We start from the raw sequence: 14,503 nt of genomic DNA on the forward strand, positions 1-14,503 counted from the left end.
GTCAGAGTTTGGCGACGGCAACCGTTAACGCAGGACCGGGCAGCCACGGACGTTGCCGAAGCTGATTTCGTCAGCACCGCGACGCGTCCAGCCTGTCACGATCACACGGCGTGGCGTCACGTCGACCACACGGGCACGGCGGAAGCCGTAGTCGCGTGCGATATCTTCAGCAAGCCGCGGGTCGCAGCCGCGCGGACGTGGCGGCGGGCGATTGTAGTCAGGCGGTGGCGGGCGGTAGTAGCCGGGAGGCGGTGGCGGACGACCGCTGCCAATGTAGACATCTACCTGGGCGGAAGCCGGCGCAACCGCTCCGGCAACCGTGCCGGCAGCGAGCAGAGTCGCGAGGCCGGCCTTGGCCAGAAATTGCATCATCGAAAATTCTCCATCAGGGCACGGAAACGACCGTCCCATTCGATACACTCTTGCCGGAAAAGCTCAGGTCCAACCTTTCCGGATTTTCGCAGTCATATGCGATTCGCACAAAGCAGGCTGAAAATGGCGTCGCCAAGGCAAGCGGGGGCCACCATTGTGGACGAAGCGATTTAGCGGCGGATCAGCGGGCAACCACGAACGTTGGCGAACACCATCTGGTCCCAGCCCCGGTAATTCCGGCCGGAGACGACAACCCGGCGCGGAGTGACATTGGTGACGCGCGCATAGCGCACCCCTGCCCAGCGCGCCTTCTGAACGGCCTGCACGGACGAGCAGGCGTAGACGGGACGATATTGGACACTGGCGACCGGCGGACGTCCCCATTCGGAAGCCGAGGCGTTCGGTGCCGTGAAAGGAATTGAAGCCAATGCGATAAGGGCCGCAAACGAAGCCTTGGCGAGAAAATGGGTCATCATACTACTCTCTAAACGCTCTTTTTTGCATCTCCCGTTTGGGATTGTGCAGACCATAACTATCTGAAAATGAATGATCTTCGAACCTTCCGTTCAGTTCCGGTTCAGGCGCTCAGATGCAGCACGATCTCGCGTCGGTGCGGTCTGTCGCGATGTTCGAACAGGTAAATCCCCTGCCAGGTGCCGAGTGCCAACCGACCGCCGATCATGGGAATACCGATGGAAACCTGCGTCAAGGCGGCCTTGATATGCGCGGGCATATCGTCGGGTCCCTCGGTCGTATGAACGATCCAACGCATCGACGGGTCGCTGCTCGGCGGCACCAATCGGCGGAAGAACGCATCGAGGTCTGTCCGAACATCTGGATCCGCATTTTCCTGGATGAGCAAAGAGCAAGACGTGTGGCGCACGAAAACGGTCAGCAGCCCTTCGGCCGCGCCGTTAGCGCGAACGAAGGACGCCGCTTCCGCAGTAAACTCGTAAAGGCCCTGGCCTCTGGTGGAAATGCTGATGATCTTCTGAGCCATAGCCACGATTCCGCTTGCGTCTCTCTTATGAGACGTGGCGTCGCGCTGCCCTCATGTCAATGCAGGTTTCCCGCGCCGCTCAAAGCTGCAGGAAGGGAACAAACCCGCCGAAGATCATGCGCTTGCCGTCGAAGATCGACTTCCACTCGTCGCCTTGCAGACGGGGGTCTGCCATCACCTTCGTCATGATTTCATCTCGCTCCTGGCGTGAGCCGTAAACGATCCAGGAAAAGACCACGACCTCATCGTCGGCCGCCTGAACCGCCCGGGGAAACGAGGTCAGTTCACCGTAGGGGACATCGTCGGCGATGCATTCCACATATTCCTTGGCACCATGGGCCTTCCAGACAGCGCCGGTTGTGGCTGAAAAGGCTTTGTAGGCCTCGATGTTCTTCTGCGGCACGGCCACGACGAACCCATCGACATAGGACATGTTTTACTCCCTTTGCGTTGTTGCACGTCCAAGGACGAACGGAGTTGGCTTGGACCGACATCCCTCTTCGAAAGAAAACTAGGCGGGATCGACGACAGGCAAGGATGTGCGGCCAACTTCCCATCGGGAATAATTCGCCTTCGATTGTCGGCAACTCTCCTCTTTTGGCGTCCTTGCCACAGATTAAACGCCCAGGAGGACAACCGATGCAGAAGATCACGCCTTTCCTTTGGTTCGACAACCAGCTCGATGAAGCCATCAGCTTCTATAGCGCGGTATTCAAGAGCACCGTGGATCCGCAGGTGAAGCGAGGCCCGGACGGTAGGGCATTCGCCGCCACGTTCGACCTGGAGGGCCAGCAGTTCATGGGACTGAACGGCGGCCCTCAGTTCAAGTTCACCGAAGCCATCTCATTCTTCGTCCGCTGCAAGGACCAAGCCGAGGTCGACTATTACTGGGAAAGGCTCCTCGATGGCGGCAAGCCGCAGCAGTGCGGCTGGCTGAAGGACCGCTTCGGCCTCTCCTGGCAGATCATCCCCGATGCGCTGATGCGCTATCTCAACGATGCGGACAGCGAAAAAGCCATGCGCGTGCAGGCCGCGATGATGCAGATGGTGAAGATCGATGTCGCGACGCTCGACGAGGCCTATGCGGGCTGACCTCCGGAAAGCGCGAAAAGCGGTATCCGATCCTTCAATTGCGCTTGCATCTCGGCTTCCTGGCACTGCGTGGTGACGCGCAGCGTGCGAAATTGTTCCACGAGAAAGTCCACGAGCGCCCGAACAGCCGTCGGCAGTCCTCGCGATGCAGTGAAGACGAGATAGATCGTCGCCTGGGACATCTGATGATCTGGCAGAAGGCGAACCAGCCGGCCGTCGCGTATTCCTTCGGCGCAAATGTGGTCTGGCAAGAGCCCGACCCCTACGCCGGCATAGATAGCCTCAAGCACTGCGGAGACGCTGCGGCAGCTCATGCGCGGTTTGTGCTGGTGCCGGTACCGGGTGCCGTCGGGTCCAGTGAATTCCCATATATCCAAGTCCTGCCATTCCGTGAGCGGTCCGGCAAACGATACCGTTGGCGCATCGACGAGACAGTCGATGCCTTCGATCGACGGCAGCGAGCTTGCAACCTTCTGGTTAGCAACAAGGATCAGATCCACCTTGCTAAGCACACGCATCGTCAGCTCAGAATCGGTCTCCTCGGTCAATTGTGCGCGAACAGCAAGGTCGAGGCGCTCGTCAATGATATCGACCCGTCGATCCGTTGTGAATATCTGCAGCTGAACTTTGGGGTATCGATTGAGAAACTCCGGGATCATGGTGCCAAGCGCACCATCCAGCAATCCGTGTGGCACACTTATGCGGATCTGTCCCTGCGGCTCTCCCGTGGCATCGTTGATCGCCTTCGCCGCTCGATCCGCTTCACGCAGCATATTTTCACAGTGATTGTAAAAAGCACGCCCGACTTCCGTCACCCGGAACCGATTGACAGTCCGCTCCAGCAGCCTGACTCCAAGCCGCGTCTCGAGCGCAGTGATGTGCCGGCTGAGCTTGGATTTCGGCATGCTGAGTACCCGCCCCGCGGCGGAGAAACCGTTGTGGCGAACAACTGCGGCAAAATAGACGAAATCGTTCAGATCCTGAAAAACACCCTCTGCGTTGAGCATCGGGGAACCTCTTTCCATAAAGCGATAGGCCTGCGATCGCTACCGATTACCGCTCGCGGCGGGTAATGCCAACCGCCCTACAGAAGTTTTCGTTCCAAATTTGGAACACTGCGTTCCAATCCCTGCCCTTCAATTGGGAGAATGGCGGGATTATCTGCGGGGAGATTTTCTTTGGCGCCATTGCAATGGTGGCGCCAGACGCGCTCCTTATGAGCCTCCGAAAACAGTCTTAGCCGTCCCAATGCCCGCAGCACTGCGGTGCAGTGTGATTTTTCGCCTATGTATTTGATATTGTTACATAAAAACCACACAGAATACCAAAGAACCGTCACAAGGAGGCATTTTGATACCGGGAGAATTGATAGATTTAATCAAGGATGAAATTAAGGCTTCAGCGGTTCGCTGATCCGCCAGCCGAAAGGCAAACTATCGGAACGGCCCCATCTCCCATGGCGGCTGTTCAGTCGAAAAGGAAATGGATTTCAAATGAACATACGGATGGCTTTGTTGACCTCCGCCGCAGCGTTTGCTGCTGGGTCCACGCCGGTCTTCGCTGCTGATGCAATCGTCGCAGCTGAACCCGAGCCGGTTGAATACGTCCGCGTCTGCGACGCGTACGGCACAGGTTACTTCTACATCCCGGGCACCGAAACCTGCCTCAAGGTCAGCGGTTACCTGCGTTTTGAAGTTTACGGCGGCCCGGATCAGAAGGGTACCTCGGACTGGAACGCCCGTACGCGCGCTCAGGTTCAGTTCACCGCCAAGAGCGACACGGAATACGGTCCGCTCACCGGCGTAATCGTTCTCCGCAACAACGGCGACAACACGTCGACCAACTCGACCCTGGACTCGGCCTACATCGACATCGCCGGCTTCCGCGCTGGTCTGTTCTACAGCTGGTGGGATGACGATCTTTCGGGCGAGCCTGACGTTCTGTCGAGCTTCGAAACCCTGCACAACTCCATCCGCTACCAGTATGAAAACGGCGACTTCTACGCCGGCATCAGCGTAGACGAGCTGGAGGACGGCTACTACAAGGACGGTGAGAACCCGAACAACGTCGGCGTTGCGTTCGGCATCGGCGGCAAGGCTGGCGTCGTCAGCTACCAGGTTATTGGCGGCTATGACACTGACAACGAAGAAGGTGCTGTCCGCGGCATGATCTTCGCTGATATCGGCCCCGGCACGCTCGGCTTGGCGGCTGTCTACGCGTCTGGTCCGAACTCTTACTACGCTCAGTCGGAATGGACCGTTGCTGCAGAATACGCGATAAAGGCAACCGACAAGTGGACGGTTACCCCGATGGCTCAGTACTTCGGCAACTACGCTACGGACACGGATAACGGCGCTATCCCGCACTCGTTCGACGGCCTGGGCGACGCATGGAAGGTCGGCATCACCGTCGACTACCAGATCGTAGACAACCTCTATGCCAAGGCGACTGTCGACTATACCGACCCGGATGACGCTGACGAAGTGACGAAGGGCTTCTTCCGCCTGCAGCGCGCGTTCTAATCCAAAAAATCCCGGCGCCCTGGATCAACCTTGGGCGCCGTGTGTATCGCGTTTTCTGATCCGATTGACCTCCGATCAGTTACGGGGACTGGTCCGGTTTCCCTGCCGGACCGTCCTTGTTTTTCTCCTCCCAAGCATGCCACCGCACTTCCGCGGCATCAGCCCGGCAACTCCTCGATTGAATCGACCCGATCGGGATAGAAGGCGAGATGATCCTTGATCTCGCTGACCGCCGCGTACGGACTTTCATAGGTCCAGATCGCATTCGCGAAATCTTCTTCACCCATCATGATGTTGAAATACGATGCTTCCCCCTTGTAGGGGCAATAGGTGTGGTGATCACTTCGAGTGAGAAGCGCCATGTCGACATCGGCACGCGGTACGTACAGCACGGCAGGATAAGAGGCTTCCTTCAGTGTTAAGGCTTTGCGGCTATCGGCAATAACCTGCCCACGCAGCTTCACGACGACGCGGGCTGGATTAGGCCTGACGGTAATCGGGTGATCGGGACCTGGGACTTTCATGGGGTGTGCGGACATCAGCAGCTCCTTTCGGCCAGAAACCAGATATAGGAGCCGCTGTATCAGATTGCAGGAGCCGTGCTCAGCTTCCGCGTATTTCGGAACTACCAGCGTTCTAGCCCAAGCAGCTTGCGTCCAAGCGGCGAAAGCTCTGCCGTCGCCGTATTGTATCTCTCCCATTCGCGCGGATCACCGGGAAAGGCGTCACGCTTAGGGTGGTCACGTTCGCGCCACAGGCGGATGCGCTCGTCCCGCTCGCCGACGTCGTCGTGCTCTGCGGGATGCATTGAGATATATTGGGCCATCCGGACTCGATCGGCCGAGTGGTTCGGTCGCACGCCATGCGCGAGCAGCGAATTGAAGATCATCAAATCTCCCGGCTCCATGTCGATATTGACGATCGACAGTCCGGTCATATCAGGGTGCATGGGGTCGCGGTCTGCCGGCTGCGTCTTCTCCCATTCCTCGAAATGCTGAAAGAGCTCTGGAACACACTGGAACCCACCGACATCGCCATCCTGCTTCTTCAGGCTGAGCACGCCCTGCACGCCGATCGGCAACGGCCGGATCGAGGTGTCGACGTCCCAATGAATGAAGCCGTTCGGATTGCCTTTGACTTGCTTTGGCGGATTGAGATTGGCGCGATCGATGGTCACCCACAGATCTTCCCGGTCCCAGATATCGACGAAGGCGCCGTAGACGCGCGGCTCCATACGGTTATCCCACAGCGCCTGGTGATTATAGATTTCCAGCATGCCGGTGTTGTTGAGCTCTTTCATCTTGTGCTCACGGCGCTGCGGCGCATACCAGGTGGATGCGTCGTTCGGGTCCTTCTCGTCAAAACGCCAGAGCACTTCGACAAGCCGCTCGACATTCGCCGCAGGGACGGCCTGGCGAACGATGACATAACCTTTCGTAATCCAATGTTGCCAGTCCGCCTCCGATAGCACGCGAAGCGGCAACATCTTCTTGATATCCTTGAGTTGCGTCGTCGTCGTTGACGTTGTCGGGTGCGCGTCCCGCTTGAGTGACTGCTGCATATTTATCCTCCATCGAGCCAATCCCTGTTCCACAGGTGATGACGAAGAATACCAAGCCAGATAGTCGGATGTTGTCGCGGCTTGGCAAATACTGATACTATTCTGGCGTCATGAAAAATGCGGGCGCCGGATGAGGCCATATCTCGAAAAACTGATACAAGAACCGGAGAGCTCTCTTAGCCGCCTGAATAGGCGTCTGGACGATTCCATTCCCTTCCAGTGGCATCATCATCCCGAGTTCGAATTGACCCTGACGCTGAACTCGCGAGGCCAGCGCTTCATTGGCGATCATGTCGGGGAGTATGACGATGGTGACCTCGTGCTGGTTGGTCCGAACCTGCCACACACATGGTCCTCGCGGGAGAAGATCGCTCCATCCGCGCCGCATGTAGCACTGGTTACGTGGTTTCATCCCGATTGGACGCAACGGCTGGCGCAGACCTCTGTCGAGCTCCGCGCCATCGAGGCCATGCTTGCCCGCGCCGATCGGGGGCTCCAGTTCAGCCACGGCGCCGCAATCGCGATTCGTCCGCTGTACGAAAGCCTGTTCGTTGCTGCGCCGACCGAACGCCTCTTCACCCTGCTCGCTATTCTGCACCAACTATCCGGGGATACATCATCGCAGCCGTTGGCAACGACATCGCCGCCGCGCGAAACAGCCGGCGAGAATCGCGAGCGGATCGATCGGCTGCTGAACCACATTCACATGAATTATGGCAGGCCCATCGCTCTTGCCGAACTCGCCGATATCGCGGCCCTCAGCCTTTCCGGGCTCCATCGGCTCTTCCTCAAACACACGGGCAAGACGATTTCCGACTACCTCATCCATATCAGGATTGGCGATGCTTGCGCTCGCCTGTCGGGCACGACGCAGCCCATCGCTGTTGTCGCCGACGCGGCCGGCTATGGCTCGCTCGCGAACTTCAACAGGCAGTTCCGAGCGCTGAAAGGCATGACCCCACGGGATTATCGCGCTCTCTTCCAGCATTGATAATGCCGTAGCACCGCATTGCTATTCTGCCTTCATCTCGCGCCGCCGAAACAAGCCAAGGCCCAGGACTGCCGCGAGCACGCAGACAACGCCGGCGATCTGACGGAAATGCAAAGGCTCACCGAGCAGGACGAATGCCATCAAGAGCGCGGAGACCGGTGCGACTGCCGTGAAAAGCGAAGCTTCAATTCCGCTGACACGCTCCGCTCCCGCGTACCAGAGAACAAAGCCGGCAACGGTCGGCACAAGCGCGTAATAGATCACCGCCCACATTGCGCCCGCGGGAAATTCGCCCGGAACGCCCTCCGTCACCAAGGCCGCGACCATCGCCACAATAAATCCAAGTCCCGTCATCACCGCCGACTGTGTCAGCGCCGGAACCTTTGTGCTGAGCTTCTTGTTGAGGAGAATGAATAGGCTTTCGCAGATGACGGCACCGAATACCAACATATTGCCAAACAGCGATCCCTCTCCAGCATCGGGCGAAATGGCGATAAAGAGAACTCCTGCCGTCGCCAACGCAATCGCCAGCACCATCGACGAATGTGGCCTCTCACGCAGGACGACAATGGAAAGCGCCCCGGCGACCACAGGCAGCGTTCCGATGATGACGCCGGCGTCGGCGGCAGCAGTCAACCTCAGGCCCGAAATCAGCAGGGTCGTGTAGCCAACGCTGCCCGCACCAGCCTGAACGAGGAGGATGATCCAATCGCGAGACGGTAGGCTTGGGAGGCGCATTCCGGTCAGGCGCATCAACAGCAAAAAGAACGGGAAAGCAACGGCGAAGCGAAGGGCCGTCGCTGTGAACGGCGGCATGCCTGACGCAATGACGCGGTTTGCAACGACGGTGCTGCCAACCGTCATCATCGCCAACGTCAGATAGACATAACCCTGCAAGTGTCGCTGCATCGCCCTCTCCTGTTTGCGCAGAGGAAAGACGAAAACCGCCGGGCGATCTTGTATGAAATTGCAGTGCAGTCAGGCGACGGCGTTGGCATAGGTGCGCGGAGAGACCCCGTACTTCCGGACGAAAACGCGAGTCATGTGGCTTTGGTCGGCAAAGCCACTGGCAAGGGCCGCCTCCGCCAACGCTACACCGCCGGCGATCAGACGCCGGGCAAGATGGATGCGGCGCTGGACGAGATAGGCATGTGGCGTCATGCCGGTCGCCTTGGCAAAACCACGCAGCACCTGGAACCGGCTGAGCTGGCTGGCGCGGGCCAAGTCGGACAGAGAGATAGCCGCAGTCGGATCGCAGTCAATTATCTCCTGCGCGATCCGGATGGCCCGCGGCGCCGCCTGCGCATCATTTGCGACGGCCTCCGACATCACATGTGCGATGAGTACGAGAAGAGCTTCCTCCCGCTGTAGCCGATGCTCGCCTGTACTTACCACGAGTGCAAACGCCGCCTCGAACTGCGCGGCGATCGTTTTGTCGTGCAGTACAGGGTGTTCTATCTCGACAGCAGATCGCCGTCCCTCCGTGAGATCGGACACGTTGGTCGCGACTATCTCAGGATCGAAGTAGAGGATTCGCCAGGATCTCCCCTCGCCGATCGGCATGCCATCATGCACTTCGTTCGGATTGACGGTGATGATATCGCCGGCACCCGCCTCGACCATCCCCCGTCCGCTCAGAGATTTCTGTGCGCCCGACGAGACCAGCCCGATGCCAAACTGCTCGTGCGTGTGCCGTGCAAAACTCTGGCTGCTATCAGCAGCCACGGCCTCGACACCGGAAATTGCTGACTTGAACATGCGAAACTGACTGCGGGCCATGCATTCGCTCCGGACGTGATGCCGCATAATGCCAGCCCAGGTTGCTCAAAACAATGCAAAGAAAATTCGCTGGGTTCAGGGTGTTACGGCAGCGATTGATCGGCTTGGCGGATCAATGGATTGTGTCGAGAGAATCGCCGCCGCCGAGAATCACAAATACATCCTCAAGCGCTGCGACCAGGATGTCGGTGAGCTCGTCGCCACGGTTCTCGACAAAGGCGGCCTTCGTCGCCTCGTCCTGCAGTTCAAAGAAGCGCTCGATTTCGTTCGACATCTCATTGTCCTTTCCCGCGCCACCGACATGTGGCGATGAGACGAGGCTATTCCGGTTGTCTTGTGCCGAACTGGTGCCAGTTCTGTAGCGGCCTTTCCGGCAGCTAGAAGCTTGGAAGCCCACGACTCTTCCACTCGCTCTTCGGAACGGGATTTCCCACAGCAAAGCTGAAGGATTTAACCTTTGTCGCCCCGTCGTCCACCTCGCAACGGAAGCTGACATCATACCACCGACCAGATGCCCGAAACGCATTGCTGGCTTGAAGGATCGTACCCTTCTTAAGACTGTAGGATGGCAGGATTTCCGGTCGATATGCTGGAGATCCGTGTATCAACTGCTGCTTAAGCTCCGTGCTGCACAGTTCCGCCACGCGGGCACCGCGTGGCATATCTCCCATGGCGGTTCTTGCCACCGGATCGTTCGTCATACTCTGCGAAAACAGCGTCTTCGCCTCCGTCAATTCGACGGGCTTGTCCGCCTGGGCGGTTGCGGTCGCATCGGGCTTTGTTGCCTTGGGCGGCTTTGCAAGCTCGAAACTCGTTTTGGCTTCGTTCTCGGCTCCTGATGCAGGGCCGTTCTTCTCGGCATGACTATCCGCCAAGTCGATCTGGGGCAGTTCGACATCCTGCGGAACCGGAGTGGCAGGAGGCTCCTTGCTTTCGGGGGCCTTGGCCGCATCTGCCGTTTCCTCCGGCCTCGCCTGATCCTCCGGGGGTGCCGGTTTGGGCTCCGGTGAAAGCTTCGCCGTATCCGATTTCAGACCCGTGACGGATGCGTCTCCCTCGGTCGATTTTTTCGGTCCGGTATCCTTGTCGCCAAATTCCGTTACCGGGCGCAGCACCGGCATAGGCTGCCCCTTGCCGGCCGGTTCCTCGGACTCGGCATCCTTTGCAGCTGCTTCGGGCGGTTTCTCTTCCGGCGGCTTCTTTTCCGGCGCCTTTGCCTGTTCAGGCGGAGGCGGCGGTGGTGGTGGCGGAGGCGGTTGTTCGGCCTTTTCTTCCTTCGGCGGTTCCGCGGGCTTCTCGGTCGGTTTTTCCTCTGCCTTTTTCTCCTCCGGCTTTTTCTCCTCGGGCTTTGGCTGTTCCGGTACCTTCAGTTCGGGAGGTTTCTCCTCGGGTTTCTTTTCCTCCGGTGGAGGCACGAGGTCGACGCTGACTGTTTCTTCTTCCGGCTGAGGAGCAGGCAAAGGCAACTTCACGAGGAAGAAGGCGACGACGGCAACGTGCAAAAGCACCGAGGCGAAAATGCCCCAGCCGAATGCTCCCCATTTCTTTGTCGAAACCTGCTGCATGCCTGCGAACGATGCCCTGCGCCACGCTACCGATGTGACCTTTTAAGAAGGCATCATCAAGCCGTAAAACAAAAAAGCCTCACGTACACGAGCACAACCGTGCGCGCACGGCACATCGTCCACATGATTGCCAGCAATCGCCCTCTCCAAGAGGAACCGCAGAACTATCCGAGCGAGCCTATGATCTCGCGATAGGCAGCCTCCGGAAATGCCTTCAACGTCTTGGTGCGCACATTGCCCGCCATCCCGAGCGACAGACCGAAGCGCGCCATCACGGCATCGTCAGGCGCATCGCAGACGGCAACCATGTCGTGATCGCCCAAGGTCAGGAAGAACTGCTGGAACGAGCCACCCATATCACCGAGCAGCCTCTTGGCCGCGTCCAGGCGCTTTGCCGAGTCGCGAACATTGCGAATGCCTTGATCCGTCCAGTTGATAAGCACGATGTAAGTGGTCATTGCGCACCTCCCGACGGAGGGTCTTGGTCTCGCAACAGGCTATGGCGACCCTCGCTCATGCGCTGTGGTCGGTCCCTTCCCCCGTGGCCGATACCTTACTCCTGTCCCCATTCGACAACAAGGAACACCGCAGCCAGCGAAAAGCAAAAGCCGGGGACAAGGCCCGGCTCTCGGATGTTTCTTATCGAAGGTGGAAGCTTAGCTGTCCAGGAAGCTGCGGAGCTTTCTGGAGCGGCTCGGATGCTTCAGCTTGCGCAGCGCCTTCGCCTCGATCTGACGGATGCGTTCGCGGGTCACCGAGAACTGCTGGCCGACTTCCTCAAGCGTATGGTCGGTATTCATGCCGATGCCGAAGCGCATGCGCAGGACGCGTTCTTCGCGCGGCGTCAGCGATGCCAGAACTCGGGTGGTCGTCTCGCGCAGGTTCGCCTGGATGGCGGCGTCGATCGGCAGCAGCGCGTTCTTGTCCTCGATGAAATCGCCGAGGTGCGAATCTTCTTCGTCACCGACAGGCGTTTCGAGCGAGATCGGCTCCTTGGCGATCTTCAGGACCTTGCGGACCTTTTCGAGCGGCATGGCAAGCTTTTCAGCCAGCTCTTCCGGGGTCGGCTCGCGACCGATCTCGTGCAGCATCTGGCGCGATGTACGGACGATCTTGTTGATCGTTTCGATCATGTGCACCGGAATACGGATAGTGCGGGCCTGGTCGGCGATCGAGCGGGTAATCGCCTGACGAATCCACCACGTCGCGTAGGTCGAGAACTTGTAGCCGCGACGGTATTCGAACTTGTCGACCGCCTTCATCAGGCCGATGTTGCCTTCCTGAATGAGGTCGAGGAACTGCAGACCGCGGTTCGTGTACTTCTTGGCAATGGAGATAACGAGACGAAGGTTCGCCTCGACCATTTCCTTCTTGGCGATGCGCGCCTCGCGCTCGCCCTTCTGCACCATGTGCACGATGCGGCGGAATTCCGAAATCGAGATACCGGTTTCCGTTGCGAGGTTCTGGATCTCCTGGCGGATGTCGCGGATCGTGGTGTTTTCGCCCTTGGCGAATTCCTTCCAGCCGCGCGCCGCCAGATTGCCGATCGACTTCATCCAGTTCGGATCGAGCTCGGCGCCCTGGTACTGTTCGAGGAACGAGTCGCGCTTGACGCCGTAGGATTCAGCCAGACGCAGCAGGCGACCTTCGTTCTGAACGAGGCGCTTGTTGATGTCGTAGAGCTGCTCGACGAGCGCGTCGATGCGGTTCTGGTTCAGCGACAGAGACTTGACGGCCTTGATGAGCTCATCCTTGAGCTCCTTGTAGCGACGCTCCTGGGCGGAAGACAGCGTGCCGGTGGCGGCAAGCCGCTGCTCGACCTGCTGGTCCTGAAGCTTGCGCAGCTTCTTGTAAGTCTCGGCGATGATGTCGAGCGTTTCCATGACCTGCGGGCGCAGTTCCGCTTCCATGGCGGCCAGCGACAGGTTGGACTCGTCTTCGTCTTCTTCTTCCTCTTCCGGAGGCAGGCCCTCGCCGCCGACATTGGTGATGTCGTCGTCGCCGGAACGGACGCGGCGCGTCTTTTCCTTCTCTTCGGCCGCCTTGCGGTCGGCCTCAATCTTCTCGGGGCTCTGGAACTGCGGTGCAGCCTTCGCTTCCGGACCGGAATAGGTCGTTTCGAGGTCGATGATCTCGCGAAGCAGCGTCGTGCCTTCGTTGAGTTCGTCGCGCCAGATGATCAGCGCCTGGAATGTTAGCGGGCTCTCACAGAGACCACCGATCATCGTTTCGCGGCCGGCCTCGATACGCTTGGCGATCGCAATTTCGCCTTCACGCGACAGAAGCTCCACCGAGCCCATTTCGCGCAGATACATACGAACCGGATCGTCGGTGCGATCGGTCGGTTCCTTCTTCTTGGCGGTAGCAAGGGCGGTGCCGCCGGAAGGCGCGAGTTCGCCGCCTTCGCTCTCATCGTCGGAGCCGGAATCATCGTCGTCGCTGCTGGCAGTGGCTTCCTCGGCTTCTTCGTCCTCAATGACGTTGATGCCCATATCCGACAGCATCGACATCGTGTCTTCGATCTGCTCGGAGGTTACCTCTTCGGACGGCAGGACGGCGTTAAGCTCGTCCATCGTCACATAGCCGCGCTTCTTCGCGGCCTTGATCATCTTCTTGACCGCGTCATCGGAAAGATCAAGAAGAGGGCCGTCGGTGCCGCCGTCGCGTTCGACTTCCGCTTCTTCGTTCTCTTTGACCTTGGTTGCCATTTATGTCGTCGCCTTCCTGACGCTATTCAAACTCGCCGCAGTGAACGGCCGCACGCAGCCGATACGCCGCAAACGACCGTCTCGAATCACCAACTCTCACCTAACGGGATGAGATTTAATGCCTGATTAACCACGATTGCCGGCGCCGGACGACAGAGCTTAAAAGTCATCGAATGTCCGGCCATGGTTGTGCGATCCGCCCTTGACCCAGTTCACCGCTTTCCAAGTCGAACGGTGATTCCCATATTTTTTGTTCTCGTCAAGCTTTTCCAGAAAAAAAGCCTCAGAAAACCCGGAAAAAGCCTTATCCACAGGCCCGGAACCGCTCAAGCGATTGCCAAGCATAGATAGGATGTCACCGCAAGAAGACAAGAGCAGCCAACATTCTTCTTGAACGGCAAAGTTGCCCCAAGATTCGTCATGCCCGCCGCTAGTTGTTTGCGCCACGCCAAAGCTTAGTGAGACTGCCCATCCCAATGTTGAATCTCAAGACTTGCCAGATCGACCACGGGAATGCAGCGGACGTTGATGCAGGCCATCTCGGCGCCATTCGGCATTTGCGCTTCCGCGAAGGGAGCGATGCCGCACGTGCCGCAGAAGCGGTGTTGGATCGTATGCGTGTTGAACGTATAGGTCGACAGGTCCTCGCGCGGCGTTTTCAGCGTGAACTTGTCGCGCGGCACGAAGGCCAACAGTCCCCCACGCCGTCGGCAAAGCGAACAATTGCAGTCGAGGGCGGAGGTCAACTCCCCCTCCACTTCAAATTCGATCTTACCGCAATGGCAGCTTCCTTCGTAGAGCATCGAACCTCCTCAATTCCAATCCATAACCACCTTGCCGGAGTTGCCGGAGCGCATCGCCTCGAACCCCTCCCGGAAGTCATCAATTCCGATCCGGTGCGTGATGACGGGCG

General features: G+C 58.7%; 18 protein-coding genes. 3 read left to right on the top strand and 15 right to left on the bottom strand.

The annotated features are described in order from the left end of the window. Positions 1-24 precede the first annotated feature (24 nt). The 4 genes from FHT76_RS22335 to FHT76_RS22350 all read right to left on the bottom strand — a co-directional run bounded on the left by FHT76_RS22335 (position 25) and on the right by FHT76_RS22350 (position 1,805). On the bottom strand, positions 25-372 hold the full coding sequence (locus FHT76_RS22335; protein ID WP_183754408.1) for a hypothetical protein: 348 nt from the start codon (positions 370-372) through the stop codon (positions 25-27). A 170-nt stretch (positions 373-542) separates the two neighbouring features. Beyond that, positions 543-845, bottom strand: coding sequence for a hypothetical protein (locus tag FHT76_RS22340; protein WP_183861418.1), 303 nt, complete (start codon positions 843-845; stop codon positions 543-545). A 104-nt stretch (positions 846-949) separates the two neighbouring features. Next, the gene (locus FHT76_RS22345; RefSeq protein ID WP_183861060.1) at positions 950-1,372 is read right to left on the bottom strand and encodes a secondary thiamine-phosphate synthase enzyme YjbQ; all 423 of its coding nucleotides are present in this window, start codon (positions 1,370-1,372) and stop codon (positions 950-952) included. A 79-nt stretch (positions 1,373-1,451) separates the two neighbouring features. Beyond that, positions 1,452-1,805 (bottom strand): DUF1428 domain-containing protein, encoded by a 354-nt coding sequence (locus FHT76_RS22350; protein ID WP_016554617.1) that lies wholly within the window; start codon positions 1,803-1,805, stop codon positions 1,452-1,454. Positions 1,806-2,011: 206 nt separating this feature from the next. On the opposite strand from FHT76_RS22350, the gene FHT76_RS22355 reads away from it, so the two are divergent. Continuing rightward, positions 2,012-2,464 carry a VOC family protein gene (locus FHT76_RS22355; protein WP_183861062.1) on the top strand — a complete coding sequence of 151 codons (453 nt, stop codon included), beginning with the start codon at positions 2,012-2,014 and terminating at the stop codon, positions 2,462-2,464. Here the strand turns inward: FHT76_RS22355 and FHT76_RS22360 are convergent. Next, positions 2,452-3,471 (bottom strand): LysR substrate-binding domain-containing protein, encoded by a 1,020-nt coding sequence (locus FHT76_RS22360; RefSeq protein ID WP_259185879.1) that lies wholly within the window; start codon positions 3,469-3,471, stop codon positions 2,452-2,454. The genes FHT76_RS22355 and FHT76_RS22360 overlap by 13 nt on opposite strands. A gap of 486 nt (positions 3,472-3,957) precedes the next feature. Between FHT76_RS22360 and FHT76_RS22365 the strand changes: the two genes are divergently transcribed. After that, positions 3,958-4,986, top strand: coding sequence for a porin (locus tag FHT76_RS22365; protein WP_183861072.1), 1,029 nt, complete (start codon positions 3,958-3,960; stop codon positions 4,984-4,986). A 158-nt stretch (positions 4,987-5,144) separates the two neighbouring features. Here FHT76_RS22365 and FHT76_RS22370 read toward each other — a convergent pair whose 3' ends face one another. Continuing rightward, positions 5,145-5,525 carry a DUF427 domain-containing protein gene (locus FHT76_RS22370; RefSeq protein WP_183754399.1) on the bottom strand — a complete coding sequence of 127 codons (381 nt, stop codon included), beginning with the start codon at positions 5,523-5,525 and terminating at the stop codon, positions 5,145-5,147. An 86-nt stretch (positions 5,526-5,611) separates the two neighbouring features. Continuing rightward, positions 5,612-6,547: a phytanoyl-CoA dioxygenase family protein gene (locus FHT76_RS22375; RefSeq protein WP_183861074.1), complete on the bottom strand. Its 936-nt coding sequence runs from the start codon at positions 6,545-6,547 to the stop codon at positions 5,612-5,614. Between the two features lie 130 nt (positions 6,548-6,677). Here FHT76_RS22375 and FHT76_RS22380 point away from each other — a divergent pair, with 130 nt between their 5' ends. Next, positions 6,678-7,538, top strand: coding sequence for an AraC family transcriptional regulator (locus tag FHT76_RS22380; RefSeq protein WP_183861076.1), 861 nt, complete (start codon positions 6,678-6,680; stop codon positions 7,536-7,538). 21 nt (positions 7,539-7,559) lie between these two features. On the opposite strand, the gene FHT76_RS22385 is transcribed toward FHT76_RS22380, so the two are convergent. The 8 genes from FHT76_RS22385 to FHT76_RS22420 form a co-directional block, all read right to left on the bottom strand. Further along, positions 7,560-8,447 (bottom strand): DMT family transporter, encoded by an 888-nt coding sequence (locus FHT76_RS22385; protein ID WP_259185880.1) that lies wholly within the window; start codon positions 8,445-8,447, stop codon positions 7,560-7,562. A gap of 69 nt (positions 8,448-8,516) precedes the next feature. Then, positions 8,517-9,317 (bottom strand): AraC family transcriptional regulator, encoded by an 801-nt coding sequence (locus FHT76_RS22390; protein WP_259129479.1) that lies wholly within the window; start codon positions 9,315-9,317, stop codon positions 8,517-8,519. 112 nt (positions 9,318-9,429) lie between these two features. Then, entirely contained in the window at positions 9,430-9,591 is a 162-nt protein-coding gene (locus FHT76_RS22395; protein WP_183861080.1) for a hypothetical protein, read from the bottom strand. Between the two features lie 103 nt (positions 9,592-9,694). Next, a complete protein-coding gene (locus tag FHT76_RS22400; protein ID WP_183861082.1) occupies positions 9,695-10,882 on the bottom strand; it encodes a DUF930 domain-containing protein in 1,188 nt (395 codons plus the stop codon). A gap of 164 nt (positions 10,883-11,046) precedes the next feature. Then, positions 11,047-11,340 carry a GYD domain-containing protein gene (locus FHT76_RS22405; RefSeq protein ID WP_183861084.1) on the bottom strand — a complete coding sequence of 98 codons (294 nt, stop codon included), beginning with the start codon at positions 11,338-11,340 and terminating at the stop codon, positions 11,047-11,049. A 198-nt stretch (positions 11,341-11,538) separates the two neighbouring features. After that, complete coding sequence (rpoD, locus tag FHT76_RS22410; RefSeq protein WP_016554629.1) at positions 11,539-13,590, bottom strand: RNA polymerase sigma factor RpoD; 2,052 nt, start codon at positions 13,588-13,590, stop codon at positions 11,539-11,541. 159 nt (positions 13,591-13,749) lie between these two features. Further along, entirely contained in the window at positions 13,750-14,067 is a 318-nt protein-coding gene (locus FHT76_RS22415) for a hypothetical protein (protein WP_183861086.1), read from the bottom strand. Further along, a complete protein-coding gene (locus tag FHT76_RS22420) occupies positions 14,046-14,393 on the bottom strand; it encodes a GFA family protein (RefSeq protein WP_183861088.1) in 348 nt (115 codons plus the stop codon). The genes FHT76_RS22415 and FHT76_RS22420 overlap by 22 nt, the downstream gene beginning before the upstream one ends. Positions 14,394-14,503 lie beyond the last annotated feature (110 nt).

This window comes from Rhizobium sp. BK176, from assembly GCF_024808055.1.

Bases quoted from the DNA above. Each gene is read 5' to 3' on its own strand.
- FHT76_RS22385 (WP_259185880.1), bottom strand. From the start codon at position 8,447: ATGCAGCGACACTTGCAGGGTTATGTCTATCTGACGTTGGCGATGATG.
- rpoD (WP_016554629.1), bottom strand. From the start codon at position 13,590: ATGGCAACCAAGGTCAAAGAGAACGAAGAAGCGGAAGTCGAACGCGAC.
- FHT76_RS22335 (WP_183754408.1), bottom strand. From the start codon at position 372: ATGATGCAATTTCTGGCCAAGGCCGGCCTCGCGACTCTGCTCGCTGCC.
- FHT76_RS22405 (WP_183861084.1), bottom strand. From the start codon at position 11,340: ATGACCACTTACATCGTGCTTATCAACTGGACGGATCAAGGCATTCGC.
- FHT76_RS22360 (WP_259185879.1), bottom strand. From the start codon at position 3,471: ATGCTCAACGCAGAGGGTGTTTTTCAGGATCTGAACGATTTCGTCTAT.
- FHT76_RS22355 (WP_183861062.1), top strand. From the start codon at position 2,012: ATGCAGAAGATCACGCCTTTCCTTTGGTTCGACAACCAGCTCGATGAA.
- FHT76_RS22350 (WP_016554617.1), bottom strand. From the start codon at position 1,805: ATGTCCTATGTCGATGGGTTCGTCGTGGCCGTGCCGCAGAAGAACATC.
- FHT76_RS22390 (WP_259129479.1), bottom strand. From the start codon at position 9,317: ATGGCCCGCAGTCAGTTTCGCATGTTCAAGTCAGCAATTTCCGGTGTC.
- FHT76_RS22380 (WP_183861076.1), top strand. From the start codon at position 6,678: ATGAGGCCATATCTCGAAAAACTGATACAAGAACCGGAGAGCTCTCTT.
- FHT76_RS22400 (WP_183861082.1), bottom strand. From the start codon at position 10,882: ATGCAGCAGGTTTCGACAAAGAAATGGGGAGCATTCGGCTGGGGCATT.
- FHT76_RS22395 (WP_183861080.1), bottom strand. From the start codon at position 9,591: ATGTCGAACGAAATCGAGCGCTTCTTTGAACTGCAGGACGAGGCGACG.
- FHT76_RS22375 (WP_183861074.1), bottom strand. From the start codon at position 6,547: ATGCAGCAGTCACTCAAGCGGGACGCGCACCCGACAACGTCAACGACG.
- FHT76_RS22345 (WP_183861060.1), bottom strand. From the start codon at position 1,372: ATGGCTCAGAAGATCATCAGCATTTCCACCAGAGGCCAGGGCCTTTAC.
- FHT76_RS22340 (WP_183861418.1), bottom strand. From the start codon at position 845: ATGACCCATTTTCTCGCCAAGGCTTCGTTTGCGGCCCTTATCGCATTG.
- FHT76_RS22365 (WP_183861072.1), top strand. From the start codon at position 3,958: ATGAACATACGGATGGCTTTGTTGACCTCCGCCGCAGCGTTTGCTGCT.
- FHT76_RS22420 (WP_183861088.1), bottom strand. From the start codon at position 14,393: ATGCTCTACGAAGGAAGCTGCCATTGCGGTAAGATCGAATTTGAAGTG.
- FHT76_RS22370 (WP_183754399.1), bottom strand. From the start codon at position 5,525: ATGTCCGCACACCCCATGAAAGTCCCAGGTCCCGATCACCCGATTACC.